The organism is Pseudomonas citri, from assembly GCF_025336485.1.
Taxonomy (GTDB): domain Bacteria; phylum Pseudomonadota; class Gammaproteobacteria; order Pseudomonadales; family Pseudomonadaceae; genus Aquipseudomonas; species Aquipseudomonas citri.
The window spans coordinates 76,157-89,294 of the sequence record NZ_JAODAB010000021.1 but is presented as its reverse complement, the minus strand read 5'-3'; the positions used below and the strand labels follow the sequence as shown (position 1 = coordinate 89,294).

Here is a 13,138-nt window from a genome sequence, read left to right as displayed (position 1 = left end):
GGGGCTTCGGTAAGCGTCGGATTATTCTGCCTTGAAGCAGTAAACCGCCAGCTTGTTCCCATCCAGGTCCCGAGCGTAGGCGGCATAGGCATTTTCAGCCCAGCCACGTGGTCCCGACAGACCTTCGCAGACCCCACCGTTCGCCAGTGCCGTGGCATGGAATGCATCGACAGCGGCGCGGTTCGGCGCCTCGAAGCTCACGGTCACGCCGTTGCCGACACAGGCAGGGCTACCGTTGGCTGGTTTGAGGACGAAAAACGAAGGCTTGTCGACGCCCCAGATAGAACCGTTTTCATTGAGATCGGCGACGCGCTTGAGGCCGATCTCTTTCAAGGTGGCGTCGTAGAACGCACGGGCTTTTGCCAGGTCATTGGTGCCAACGGTTACATGGGTAAAAACGGACATCGTGGTTTCCTTCTTGTGTGAGTAATGGATCGTTGGATCAGAAATGGATGACGGTACGAATGCTCTGCCCGGTGTGCATCAGCTCGAATGCCTCGTTGATCTCTTCCAGGGGCATGGTGTGGGTGATGAAGGTTTCCAGCGGGATTTCTCCGCGACCGGCTTTTTCCACGTAGCTGGGCAGCTCGGTGCGGCCCTTCACTCCGCCGAACGCGCTGCCGCGCCATACGCGGCCGGTGACCAGCTGGAAGGGGCGGGTGCTGATTTCCTGGCCCGCGCCGGCGACGCCGATGATGACCGACTCGCCCCAGCCCTTGTGGCAGCATTCCAGCGCTGCGCGCATCAGTTGCACATTGCCGACGCACTCGAATGAGTAATCCACGCCGCCGTCGGTGAGTTCGACGATGACGTCCTGGATCGGCTTGTCATATTCCTTGGGATTGATGAAATCCGTCGCGCCCAACGACAGGGCAACGTCGCGCTTGGCCGGATTGATATCGATGGCAATGATGCGTCCGGCATTGGCCATTTTGGCGCCGATGATCGCAGCAAGGCCGATACCACCCAGGCCGAAGACCGCAACGCTGGCGCCGGCTTCCACCTTGGCGGTGTTGAGCACCGCGCCGATCCCGGTGGTCACCCCGCAGCCGAGCAGGCAAACCTGCTCCAGGGGCGCATCCTTGGGAATCTTCGCCAGGGAAATTTCCGGCAATACGGTGTATTCGGAAAATGTCGAGCAGCCCATGTAGTGGAACAGCGGCTGGCCTTCATAGGAAAAGCGCGAAGTGCCGTCGGGCATCAGGCCTTTGCCCTGGGTGGCCCGGACGGCCTGGCAGAGGTTGGTCTTGCCGGAGAGACAGAATTTGCACTGGCGGCATTCGGCGGTATAGAGCGGGATCACGTGGTCGCCGACTTGCAGCGAGGTCACGCCTTCGCCGACGGCTTCGACGATGCCGCCGCCTTCGTGCCCCAGCACGCTGGGGAAAATGCCCTCGGGATCGCTGCCCGAAAGGGTAAAGGCGTCGGTATGGCAGACGCCGGTGGCAACGATGCGAACCCGTACTTCGCCGGCTTTGGGCGCTGCCACGTCGATGGTGACCAGTTGCAGCGGTTCATTCGGGGCGAACGCGACGGCAGCCCTGGATTTCAAGGTCTGTGCTGACATGGAGAATCTCGTGTTGAAGGTGGAAATTGCCCCTGACGGTTGACGTCAGGGGCATGGCTTCAGATGTCTTTGAGCAAGCGCAGTGCATCGTAGATGGCGGCATGGGTATTGCGTGCCGACACCGCGTCGCCGATCCGGAACAGTTGGAAGCGACCGTCAGGGTTGGTCACGATGTTCTGGGTTTTCCCGGCGATCAGATCATGCTGTTCAACCGCGCCGTTGTTGCGCGAATGGGGACGCAGCTCGAAGTACAGGTCGTCGAGGGGAATGGTGCCGTGGTTGATCACCACCTGATCGACCACCCGCTGTTTGTGCACCTGGCCATAATCGCTGCCAAAGTTCGCCACCAATTGCCCGTCGCGTTTCTCTACGGAGTCGACGCGATAGGTGACGGTGAAGGTGACGTTCAGATCCTGCAGGCTGCGCATGTAGGGCACCAGGTTCATCGCCATCACTTCTGGCGCGAACGAGCGGTCCGGCGTGACGATCTCCAGTTTCGCGCCGCTGTTGGCGATGACCTCGGCCGCTTGTAGCGCCGCGTGGTCACCCGCATCGTCGAAGATCAGCACGTTCTGGCCGGGCTTTACGTCGCCGGAAATGATGTCCCAGGCCGACACCACCAGTTCATTGCCGTGCTTGAGCACTTCGGTGTGGGGCAAGCCGCCGGTGGCGACGATCACCACGTCCGGATTTTCCGCCAGCACCGTCTCGGCCTCGGCCCAGGTGTTGAAGTGGAACTTCACGCCCAGGCGTTCGCATTGCGCCATGCGCCAATCGATGATGCTGATCATCTCGCGGCGACGCTCGCTCTGAGCGGTCAAGCGGATTTGCCCGCCGGGCTGGTCGGCCACTTCGAACACAGTGACGTCATGCCCGCGCTCACCGGCGACCCGTGCCGCCTCCAGGCCCGCAGGGCCGGTGCCGATCACCACCACCTTGCGTTTGGTCGGAGCCTTGGGGATTTCGTGGGGCATGGTAGTTTCGCGCCCGGTGGCGGCGTTGTGGATGCAGTATGCGGCGCCGCCCTGATAGATGCGGTCCAGGCAATAGTTGGCGCCTACGCAGGGACGGATCTCTTCTTCGCGCTTCTCGATGATCTTGCGCACGATGTGCGGGTCGGTCATGTGCGCCCGGGTCATGCCGATCATGTCCACTTTGCCGGAGGCGATGGCATGCCGTGCGGTGGCGACGTCCGGGATCTTGGCGGCATGGAAGGTGGGGAAGCCGGTGGCCGAGCGGATCTCGCCGGCAAAATCCAGGTGCGGGGAATTGCGCATGCCCTGGATCGGAATCACATCGGTGAGGCCGGCATCGGTATCGATGTGGCCGCGAACGACGTTGAGGAAGTCCACCAGGCCACTGTCCTTGAGCATGCGGGAGATCTGGATGCCGTCTTCGGCGCCAAAGCCACCGGGCAGGTCTTCGTCACCGGTATAACGAACCCCGAGCAGGAAATCTTCGCCACAGCGCTGGCGAATGCCGCGCAGGATATCGAAGGTGAAGCGCAGCCGGTTTTCCAGTGGACCACCATAAGGGCCGTCGAGCTCGTTGGTCAGGGGCGACCAGAACTGGTCCATCAGGTGTCCGTAGGCCTGCAATTCCAGGCCATCGAGACCGGCGGCCTTCATGCGTTCGGCGGCGTCCACGTAGTCCTTGATGATGCGGTCGATGTCCCAGTCTTCCATCTTTTTTGGAAAGGCCCGGTGGGAGGCTTCCCGGCGATGGGAAGGCGAGACGACCGGCAACCAGTCGGCCTTGTCCCAGCGCGTACGTCGCCCCAGGTGGGTCAACTGGATCATCACCGCTGCGCCATGCTCATGGCATTCGTCAGTCAGGTCTTTCATCCATTTGACCACTTCATCCTTGTACGCCAGCACGTTGTTGAACACCGGCGGGCTGTCGCGGGAAACGGCGGCGGAACCTGCGGTCATCGTCAGCGCTACACCGGCCTTGGCCCGTTCGACGTGATAGGCCCGGTACAGATCCTTCGGCATGCCGTCGACCGGATAAGCGGGCTCATGGGAGGTGGTCATGATCCGGTTTCTGAGGGTCAGGTTCTTGATTTTATAGGGTTGCAGCAAGGGATCAGTGGACATGGTGTTGCGCTCCGGGAACAGAACATCAGGCTTGGTTTGACGTGACGGTATGCCAAATGTACATAGTCGTCAATTACTGAAACGCATGTGTACATTTTGCTTGCGTGGTGAAAAAGCCCGACATAAGATCCGCTCGAAACAGGGGGCGGCTCGTCCTGACCCGTTACCCCATGCATCGATCCATGAGTGCGAGGAAACTATGAAGGTGCTCGTAGCGGTGAAGCGCGCCATTGACCCGAACGTGAAAGTGCGGGTGAAAGCCGACGGTTCGGATGTCGAACTCAATGGCGTGAAGATGGCCTTGAACCCTTTCTGCGAAATTGCCGTGGAAGAGGCGATTCGGCACAAGGAAAAAGGCCTGGCGAGCGAGGTGGTGGTCGTTTCGGTGGGCACCTCTGCCGCGCAGGAACAGTTGCGCACGGCACTGGCGCTCGGCGCGGACCGGGCGCTTCTGGTCGAGACGAACGAAGTGCTCGAACCACTCAACGTGGCCAAGTACCTGAGCAAAGTCATCGACAGCGAACAGCCGCAACTGATCCTGTTCGGCAAGCAGGCGATCGACCAGGAGAACAATCAGACCGGGCAGATGGTTGCCCAGTTGACGGGAAGCGGTCAGGCCACCTTTGCGTCCGTCATCAATCATGTCGATGGCCAATGGCTGGTCGAGCGCGAGGTTGATGGCGGCAGCCAGGTTGTCGCTCTTTCGATACCCGCCGTGGTGACTTGCGATCTGCGCCTGAATGAACCGCGCTATGCCTCCTTGCCGAACATCATGAAAGCCAAGAAAAAGCCGCTTGAAGTGATCGCCGCCGACAGCCTGGGAGCGAGCGTGAAGAGCCACGCCCGGCTGCTGGGGGTGGCGCCGCCTGCGGTGCGTCAGGCCGGGATCAAGGTCGGTTCGGTAACCGAGCTGGTGGAAAAACTGAAAAACGTTTCGGGGGTGATTTGATGCGCACACTGGTTATCGCCGAGCACTCGGCAGGTCAACTGACGGCAGGCACCTTGAGCGCGGTCACCGCTGCCCAGGACCTGGGGGGCGAGATCGATCTGCTGGTGATCGGTGGCGTGGACGCGGCAGCCGTTGCGCAACAGGCCGCGCTGACGAAAGGTGTGCATCAGGTTCTGCTCGCGCAGGGCTCGCTGTTCGAAAAGCCATTGGCGGAGACCGTTCAACCGCTGGTCACCGCGCGGGTGAACGGCGGTTATACCCATGTACTGACCGATGCCAGCAGCATGGGCCGCAATGTACTGCCTCGGGTGGCGGCGAGCCTGGATGTCGGCATGCTTTCCGATGTTACCGGCGTGGTGTCGGCGGATACTTTCCAACGGCCGATTTATGCAGGTAATGCAATTGCCACGGTGCAGTCTCTGGATCCGGTCAAATTACTGACCGTTCGCGCTTCGGCTTTCGAGCAAGCCTCGTACCACGAGACTCGCTGTGCGGTGGTGGCGGTTGAAGGCGGCACACCCGCGACGAATGCCCGATTCGTCAGCGAACAGTTGTCGATCAGTGCACGGCCGGAGTTGTCCAGCGCCCGTGTCGTCGTCTCCGGTGGTCGTGGGATGCAGAGCAAGGAGAATTTTGCCCTGGTCGAGCGTGTGGCGGACAAGCTGGGCGGCGCCGTCGGTGCATCGCGCGCCGCCGTGGATTCCGGGTTTGCCCCCAATGACCTGCAGGTCGGGCAGACCGGCAAAATCGTCGCGCCAGAACTGTATATCGCCGCGGGCATCAGTGGCGCCATCCAGCACCTGGCGGGCATGAGCGGTTCAAAAGTGATCGTCGCGATCAACCAGGACGCCGAGGCACCGATTGCCCAAGTGGCCGACTACATGTTGGTTGCAGATCTTTTCGAAGCATTGCCGGCACTGGAAAAGGCGTTGTAAGTGATGCTCGATCACATATGACATTAATTTTCGCCCTGGGGCGGAGGAGGGCCGAGCGACCCGAATACTTAAAAGTTCGTATAACTAAAGCTTATTCAGACATAGCCTTAATGACCTTATGGACCAAGAGCCCGTTTTGCTCTCATGAGAAAATTTTATTCTTCTGCTGCCCTGCCAATAACTATTAATACAGTACGCGGAGATGCACATGATGACGTTATCCAGTAAAAATCTCGTCGGCTGGTTCGCCGGGTTGGCCATGGCCTCCTGCAGCCTGCTCGCCCATGCCGAGGAACCCACGCCCATCCGGATCGGATGGGTGAATTGGTCGGATACGGAAATCGCTGTAAAACTGGCGGATACGGCACTGCGAGACCATCTGAAACAACCGGTCAAGCTGGTGCTGGCCGATATCGGTATTCAGTTCCAGGCGCTCGCCAACGGCAGTATCGACCTGATTCCGATGGTCTGGCTGCCGAGTACTCACAAGTCGTTCTACGACAAATACAAAGACAGGCTGGAAGATCTCGGCACGTTGTATGAAGGTCGCATCGGCATGGCGGTGCCGACATCCATTCCGACCAGTGAGATTGCCAGTGTCGAAGACCTCAACAAGCCGGAAGTGAAGGAAAAACTGGGTGGCAAGATCCTCACTTCGGAAGTGGGTAACGGTCAGTACAAGCTGACGGAAAAAGCCATTCAGGAATATAAGCTCGACGGCTACAAGATGGTCGCCTCTTCGGAGTCCGGCATGCTGAGCGAGCTGGATCGTAACCTCAAGCGTGACAAATGGTCATTGATCAATGCCTGGAGCCCGCATTGGATGTTCTCCAAGTGGTCGCTGCGCTACCTGGATGATCCCAAGCAGATTTTCGGTGGCGCCGAGCAGATCCACGCAGTTGCTCGCAAGGGTTTCAGTGCGGAGCATCCCGATGTCGCCCGATTCTTCGCCAACTTCAAGATCCCTCAGGCTGACCTTGAGAAGTTGATGGCGACTGCACGCGACAGTTCGGCCGATAAGGTCGTGGCTGAATACTACGCGGCCAACAAGCCGCGCTTTGAGGCCATGTTCGGCGAGAAAACCGCCGCGGCCCGGTAACGCTCAGCGCTTTTCCGTACAAAGCCGAATCATGCTACGACCGATGCCCTTCATGAAAAGTGAGGGGCATCGGTCGTATCGATTGTAATGTGCAGGTCCGTACTCCTGAAAACCGCAGCCGATACAGGTCGGGGCGGGGGCGTCGGCACTCGATGGTCGATGCACACAGAGATGGGCTCAGTCTGTCGCAAGCGAGGTCGAAAGCGATGATCGATAACACGGAAAACCGGACTGCGGATCCTGTTTGGTTCGCAAGCGGGCGGTCGCTTCAGCGAGCGCTTCACCGCGTTCTGTCGGACAGCCTGCGGGTGTCGGATGGGGTGCCCGATTCGATCGGGGCGTTCGTGGCCTCCCTCAATAGTGCTGAATGGCTGATGAACGAACCCTCGCAGGCTCTGCGGGAACTGCCGGCTTCTTTGCAGCCATGTTTATCCCAGGCACTGGAAAGTGCGCCAAGGGACAGCGAGCCGCTGGTCGCGGTGCTGGATGCCCTCGGCATCCTTTTACCCCATGCCAGCTGGATAGAACGCCAGGCCGGTCCCGGTCAGGACGATAGGTTTGTGCAAAGGCATCGCCATGGCCTCATCACCGGTCCCGGAGGGCTCTTCGAGTGTCCGACCTTGAGCCTTGGGGTGGCGATCATGGCGGCGGATACTTGTTACCCCTATCACCAGCACCCTCCGGCCGAGTTCTATCTGGTCTTGTCCCAGGGCGAATGGTATCGGGAGGACGTGGGTTGGTGGAGTCCCGGGGCCGGGGGCGTTGTCCTCAACCCGGAGAATTGCGTGCATGCAATGAGATCGGCAGAAGCGCCACTGCTGGCGCTGTGGGGCTTGATTCATCCTCGTTAAAAGAGGCACACCAGGGTTGTTTGGAGAGTGGGTTATGTCAGTGACAACGATGGGTATCAAGCTCGATGCCCAAACACGTGCAAGGTTGAAAGCGGTGGCGGCAAGGTTGGATCGTTCTTCTCACTGGTTCATGAAGAAGGCGATCCTGGGGCTCATTGAAAAGGTTGAAGCCGGGGCGGGTATCGAAGAAGTCGTGGGTATCGCTTCGTTGGAAAGGGATACGTTGCGTCACAGCATCGCAAGGCGGACCCATAAAGACGATCGCCCCCAATAGGGGGGCGAACGTAAAAGCCTTGAGCCGTCCCTGGCTCCCAGGACATACCGCTTAGAACTTGAACCGTCCCACCAAGCCCCTCAGCTGACCGGAAATATCCGTCAGGCGGCCCGAACCGGTCTGCGCCGAGTGGGCAAACTCCTCGACCAACTGCGCATCGGCATGAATCTGCGCGATGTGCCGGTTGATGTCCTCGGCCACCTGGTGCTGTTCTTCGGCTGCGGTGGCGATCTGGGTGTTCTGGTCGCGGATCGAGTCCACCGAGCTGCGGATCTTGTCGAAGCTGTCGCGGGCCTGCTGGATGCGTTCCACGCTGGTCTGCGACACCTGCAGGCTGCTCTGCATCTGCTGGGTCACTTCCTGAGTACGGCGGGCCAGATTGCCCAGCAGGCTGTCGATCTCACCAGTGGAGTCGGCGGTGCGTCGGGCCAGGGCCCGGACCTCGTCGGCGACCACGGCAAATCCACGTCCCTGGTCGCCGGCCCGTGCGGCCTCGATGGCGGCGTTGAGCGCCAGCAGGTTGGTCTGCTCGGCGATCGAACGGATGGTGTCGAGGATGGTGTTGATGTTCTTGCTGTCTTGCTCGAGGGCCTGCATGGTCTGGGTCGACTGCTGCAGGTCTTCGCTCAGTTTCAGCACGCTGCCGGTGGCTTCGCCGATGTGATGCTGGCCGTCGTGCACGTCACGGTAGCCGGTGTCCGCGCTGGAAGCGGCCTGGCTGCAGGAGCGGGCCACTTCGTTGGCGGTGGCGACCATTTCGTTGAAGGCGGTACTCACCAGTTCCACCGCCTGGCGCTGGCGGCCGGCAGCTTCGTTCATGTTGGAGGCGACTTCGCTGGTGTCGGCCGCAGCGTTTTGCAGGTCGGAGGAGGCACTGCCGATTCGCTGTACCAACTGCGCGATCATGCCCAGGAACTGGTTGAACCAGCTTGCCAGGGTGGCCGTTTCGTCCTTGCCTTGTACAGAAAGTTGACGGGTGAGGTCGCCTTCACCTTCGGCGATTTCCTGCAAGCCATTTGCAACGCCGCGAATCGGTCGCACGATGACGCTGGCGAAGCTGGCGCCGACCACGGCGAAGATCGCCGCCAGTACCGCCGCGATAATGGCGATCAACCAGGTCAGGCTGGAGGCCCCTGCCATGACTTCATCGCTTTTGATCAGGCCTATGAAGCGCCAGCCCAGGGTCTTGGAGGTCACGACGTTGACCATGTAGGAAACGCCATCGATCTCGATCTGGGTCATGCCGTCGCTGCTCTTGGCCAGCGCGGCATAGTTCGGGCCGAGGTCGGCCAAAGGCTTGAAGTTGTGCTTGGCATCGCTGGCGTCGACCAGCACGTTGCCGTTCCCCTCGACCAGCATCAGGTAACCGCTTTCGCCCAGCTTGAGTTGCTTGACCAGTTCGGTCAGTTGCTTGAGCGATACGTCCAGGCCGACGACGCCGATCACATTGCCGCTGGCGTCGTTGACGGTACGCACGGTGCAGATCAGGGTGACATCGTCCGGTGCCCAATAATAGGCGTCGGTACGGGCGGTGACACCCGGTGAGGCCATGGCGGTCTTGTACCACGGACGTACCCGTGGGTCGTAGTTCGCCAGTTTCTGGTCGTCAGGCCAACTGGCGTAGCCGCCGTCGGTCTGGGCCACGGACAGATAGGCCGTAGTCGGATGGGTCTTGGCGAACCCATCGAAAATCGCCAGGAGCTGTTGATTGATTTCCGGCAGTGGGGTTTTGGTGACATCGGCACCGGAGTAGTTCTTCAATCCCTTGGCGGCAAGGATCCGCGGATCCTTGGCGAACTGCTCGACGTTCTGGCTGATGCCGTCGAAGAACGTCTTCATGCCATTGTCGATCTGGCGGATTTCACGGCCGCTGCTGTCGAGGAAGTTGGCTTTCGCTGCGTCGCGCAGGTTCAATACGACCAGCACCGCCACCAGGATAACCGGGAGGCAGGCGATGGCCGCGAACGCCCATGTCAGCTTCTGTTTGATATTCATGACTTCTCCCGCGGGTATTTTGTCGGTATTGGAACGGCGGAAACAGTAGCGATGCGCGTTGCGTGTCTTTGGAAGGGGAAAGCGCTCGTGCCACTTCCAGCATATCGACCAAAGTCGCATTCACTTTAGGAAAGCACAGATGTTGTCGGTCCTACGATTGCAGCCGATGTGGCTAATCTGGAAGATAGGGGGGTGTTCTGTATGCCCGCGTTTGTTGGCCGCGGCGAGAGCATCAGGCAAGTCCCGATCGTCTTCATGTCATAACGAGGCCCTATGCCAAGCGCATTCGAGAGCGTACTTAAGAACAAGAACATGGCTTATCGGCCGATCGGGTCGGGCGCCGACCAGGCGCCGATCCGCGTCGCGTTCGTGTTGATGGATAATTTCTCGATGATGTCCTTTACCGGTGCGGTAGACGCGCTGGTGACCGCCAACCTGATGAGCGACAGGCCCCTCTACGAGGTGCTGACGGTCGGGGTTTCGGGAGGGCAGGTGACCAGCGATCTGGGCATCGTGATTTCGACCGACATCGAGATCGGGCAATTGCCGGAAAACCAGGACGTGCTGATCGTCGCCGGTGGTTTTCGGGTGAAACTGCAAGGCAATCCGCTGTTGCGCCGCAAACTGCGCGCCAACGCCGCCTCGGGGGCAATCCTGGGAGGGCTGTGGAACGGGGTCTTTTTTGTCGCCGATGCCAACCTTCTGGACGGTTTCGAATGCGCGGTCCATCCGGAAAGCCGGGCCATGATGGCTGAGGTCTTTCCCCATGTGAAGGTGTCCAGTCGCGCCTACGTCGTGGACCGCGAGCGGATCAGTTGTGCAGGTGCCAACAGCTCGCTGCGCATGATGCTTCAGTTGATCCGCCAGACGGGCGGCGCGGCGTTGGTGGGTGCCATCGAGGAAATCCTGCGCTGCGATGAGTCGGGCGATGCGACGGACTTGCCGCCCGTCTTCGTCGAGACGGACCCGACCCTGCCGGAAAGCCTGAAGCTGGCGCTGGAACTGATGTGGCAAAACGTCGAAGAGCCGCTGACGGTCGACGAACTGGCGGCCTGCGTGAAGATTTCCAAACGACAGTTGGAGCGGCGCTTCTGCCGCTTCCTGGGCGCGACCCCGACGCGCTATTACCTGGAGCTGCGGCTGACGCGGGCGCGGCAGCTCATCCAGCAGACCAATCGGTCCGTGACAGAAATAGCCGTGGCGACAGGCTTTGTCAGCTCGCCGCATTTTCAGCGGCGTTTCCGGGATTTCTTCGGTGTTCCGCCGGGCAGTTATCGGTCGACGTTCGAGCGTAAACAGGCGTCGCGGTGAGGCTGCGTCGTCAAGGCAGGAGTGGTTTCGTTAACCGCGAAGGGGACTTGTCCGTTGCTGAAGTGGACAAGCCCTTCGTCATGGACGGTCGGTCGAGCGCGTCTTCTGGACCGTATACAGGACGATGCAACCTGTCGCGCACATCCAGATGATCGATCCTGTCGCGGCCACGATCAAGGCGAGCTCGGAGCCTTCTTCAAGCATTTCCGGAACGGCATAGGCGAACCACAGTAGCGAGAGCAGGGTGTAAAACACTACCGACATCAATAACTCGAATATCTTTCTTGCGTGCATAAGTATTCCCAACCCGCTTGACGAAAGCGGGTACTTCAGGCTATGGATCAGGTTTACCTCTCTCTGTCTGTGCAGAAATAAGGTGTCTTTTGTGCGTTGACCGACGAGCCTCGTCATTCAACCCACAGACATCCATGTCAGAGTCATCGCTCTGTAATGACACTCGCACTTCGGCGAAAATTGACGCCGCAAGGCAGCGGCGTTGGGGTCAGCTTCTATCGTTGGCTTGTTCGTCTGCCGACAGATCCCCGGCCTGCGAGGCAGTCAACGTACCTTTGCAGAGCAGCTTGCCGACTTCATCGGCGATCGAACCCTCGACGATGCGCCCTTGCATCTGGTCGAACGGAGCTTTTTCCAGACTCTCCAGACTGTTGTACATACCCATGTGGCGAACATTTCGATGGGGGCAGTCAAGTTCAACTTTTGTATAGCTGGTGAAATAGGTGCCCGCTCTTTGCACGATGGCCTGGATGGCGGTATCGCTTTCACTGAACGAAACAATCGAGTACTCGGCATCCGAGTCATCGTAGGCGTATTGGATTTTCTGGATCTCGGCAGTCGTAAGACCTGTCACACACAGGGCAGCGAGCCCAATAACAACCTTCTTCATGCTTTTCATCCATGAAACCAGAACTCTGGAAAGAGTGATGGCAAATTGAAATTATTTTGCCTGGGTGTGTAACAGTTCGTCAACAATGGGCGAGGCAAGTATCAGCGACCGCTGATCAGAATTACATTCTGAAACGGAACTTTATAGATCGTCGGTGTCGCTGACAACACGCAAACGCCCGCGACCAAGCTTTGAAACCTGGTCGCGGGCGCTTGCACACGGGGCTTTCGCCTCACGGCATCTGCGGCAGTTCATGGGGCCGCAGGTCAAAGACCAGCACCTCGGCATCCACGCCATTGCTCAAGGTCAGTGTCTGCTCCTCGCGCACCCGCACCCCATCACCTTGTTGTAGCGACAGGCCGTTCAGCTCGACGTTGCCTCGGGCTACATGCACGTAGGCGTAGCGATCGGGTGCCAGCGTCAGCGTCGCGTTTTGCTGTCCGTCGAACAGCCCGGCGTAGACCCGTGCGTCCTGGCGGACCTGGAGCGAGCCATCGGCGCCGTCCGGCGAAATGATCAGTTGCAGGCGACCGCGCTTGTGTTCCGCGCTGAAGTGCTGCTGTTGATAGCGCGGCGTGGCGCCACTGACGTTGGGCACGATCCAGATTTGCAGAAAGTGCACCCCTTCGTCCGCGCTGTGGTTGAACTCGCTGTGGGCCACGCCGCTGCCGGCGCTCATCAGTTGCACGTCGCCGGGGCGAATGACTGAGCCCGTGCCGAGGGTGTCCTTGTGCTCCAGCGCACCTTCGAGCACATAGGAAAAGATCTCCATGTCCCTATGCGGGTGCTGGCCAAAACCCTTGGCGGGGGCGACGCGGTCGTCGTTGATGACCAGCAGGTCGGAGAAACCCTGTTGGTTGAGGTCACGGTAATTGGCAAAGGAAAAGGTGTGGAACGAGGTCAGCCAGCCGTGACGAGCGATACCGCGGTCCGAAGCTTTGCGAAGGGTCAGCATGGTGATTCTCCTGGTGTCTGTGGGCGACGGGGTAGGCCGTTCGCCGGGTTCAGAAGAAGATTAATGGTTATCCGTGCGTTCAATAAGTAGGTTGAATACGAAAAACTGTCCTTTTGTAGTGGACAATCTGGCCTCCCTATCAGCAGGCGCATCGCTTCGACATAATGCTGGGGCTTTGGCTACCCAAACCTGTGGGGTCCCC

At 59.7% G+C, this 13,138-nt stretch carries 12 protein-coding genes and 2 pseudogenes; 6 read left to right on the top strand and 8 right to left on the bottom strand.

What is annotated here, in order from left to right; genetic code table 11:
- Positions 1 to 21: 21 nt before the first annotated feature.
- The 3 genes from N4Q37_RS20745 to N4Q37_RS20735 are packed head-to-tail and all read right to left on the bottom strand — an operon-like array spanning position 22 to position 3,663.
- Positions 22 to 405, bottom strand: coding sequence for a VOC family protein (locus N4Q37_RS20745; RefSeq protein WP_260961457.1), 384 nt, complete (start codon positions 403 to 405; stop codon positions 22 to 24).
- Between the two features lie 37 nt (positions 406 to 442).
- Complete coding sequence (locus N4Q37_RS20740; RefSeq protein ID WP_260961456.1) at positions 443 to 1,567, bottom strand: S-(hydroxymethyl)glutathione dehydrogenase/class III alcohol dehydrogenase; 1,125 nt, start codon at positions 1,565 to 1,567, stop codon at positions 443 to 445.
- 59 nt (positions 1,568 to 1,626) lie between these two features.
- The gene (locus tag N4Q37_RS20735; RefSeq protein ID WP_260961454.1) at positions 1,627 to 3,663 is read right to left on the bottom strand and encodes an NADH:flavin oxidoreductase; all 2,037 of its coding nucleotides are present in this window, start codon (positions 3,661 to 3,663) and stop codon (positions 1,627 to 1,629) included.
- 199 nt (positions 3,664 to 3,862) lie between these two features.
- On the opposite strand from N4Q37_RS20735, the gene N4Q37_RS20730 reads away from it, so the two are divergent.
- From N4Q37_RS20730 to N4Q37_RS20710, 5 genes are all read left to right on the top strand, one after another.
- Entirely contained in the window at positions 3,863 to 4,612 is a 750-nt protein-coding gene (locus tag N4Q37_RS20730) for an electron transfer flavoprotein subunit beta/FixA family protein (RefSeq protein ID WP_260961452.1), read from the top strand.
- Positions 4,612 to 5,547, top strand: a complete 936-nt coding sequence (locus tag N4Q37_RS20725; RefSeq protein WP_260961451.1) for an electron transfer flavoprotein subunit alpha/FixB family protein — start codon at positions 4,612 to 4,614, stop codon at positions 5,545 to 5,547. Before N4Q37_RS20730 ends, N4Q37_RS20725 begins: the two co-directional genes overlap by 1 nt.
- A gap of 208 nt (positions 5,548 to 5,755) precedes the next feature.
- On the top strand, positions 5,756 to 6,646 hold the full coding sequence (locus N4Q37_RS20720; protein ID WP_260961450.1) for a glycine betaine ABC transporter substrate-binding protein: 891 nt from the start codon (positions 5,756 to 5,758) through the stop codon (positions 6,644 to 6,646).
- A 206-nt stretch (positions 6,647 to 6,852) separates the two neighbouring features.
- Complete coding sequence (locus tag N4Q37_RS20715; protein ID WP_260961449.1) at positions 6,853 to 7,497, top strand: dimethylsulfoniopropionate lyase; 645 nt, start codon at positions 6,853 to 6,855, stop codon at positions 7,495 to 7,497.
- A 34-nt stretch (positions 7,498 to 7,531) separates the two neighbouring features.
- A complete protein-coding gene (locus N4Q37_RS20710) occupies positions 7,532 to 7,771 on the top strand; it encodes a transcriptional regulator (protein ID WP_260961448.1) in 240 nt (79 codons plus the stop codon).
- A 51-nt stretch (positions 7,772 to 7,822) separates the two neighbouring features.
- Here N4Q37_RS20710 and N4Q37_RS27950 read toward each other — a convergent pair.
- Together N4Q37_RS27950 and N4Q37_RS27945 are read right to left on the bottom strand one after the other, a co-directional pair.
- Positions 7,823 to 8,359 (bottom strand): annotated as a pseudogene (locus N4Q37_RS27950) (methyl-accepting chemotaxis protein); the annotation flags it as partial.
- 324 nt (positions 8,360 to 8,683) lie between these two features.
- Positions 8,684 to 9,766: pseudogene (locus N4Q37_RS27945) on the bottom strand (HAMP domain-containing protein); the annotation flags it as partial.
- 273 nt (positions 9,767 to 10,039) lie between these two features.
- Here N4Q37_RS27945 and N4Q37_RS20700 point away from each other — a divergent pair.
- On the top strand, positions 10,040 to 11,077 hold the full coding sequence (locus N4Q37_RS20700; protein WP_260961446.1) for a GlxA family transcriptional regulator: 1,038 nt from the start codon (positions 10,040 to 10,042) through the stop codon (positions 11,075 to 11,077).
- A 78-nt stretch (positions 11,078 to 11,155) separates the two neighbouring features.
- On the opposite strand, the gene N4Q37_RS20695 is transcribed toward N4Q37_RS20700, so the two are convergent.
- From N4Q37_RS20695 to N4Q37_RS20685, 3 genes are all read right to left on the bottom strand, one after another.
- Positions 11,156 to 11,341 (bottom strand): hypothetical protein, encoded by a 186-nt coding sequence (locus N4Q37_RS20695; protein ID WP_260961445.1) that lies wholly within the window; start codon positions 11,339 to 11,341, stop codon positions 11,156 to 11,158.
- Positions 11,342 to 11,579: 238 nt separating this feature from the next.
- A complete protein-coding gene (locus N4Q37_RS20690) occupies positions 11,580 to 11,981 on the bottom strand; it encodes a hypothetical protein (protein ID WP_260961444.1) in 402 nt (133 codons plus the stop codon).
- Between the two features lie 232 nt (positions 11,982 to 12,213).
- Positions 12,214 to 12,936 carry a pirin family protein gene (locus N4Q37_RS20685; RefSeq protein ID WP_260961443.1) on the bottom strand — a complete coding sequence of 241 codons (723 nt, stop codon included), beginning with the start codon at positions 12,934 to 12,936 and terminating at the stop codon, positions 12,214 to 12,216.
- Between the last annotated feature and the right edge of the window lie 202 nt (positions 12,937 to 13,138).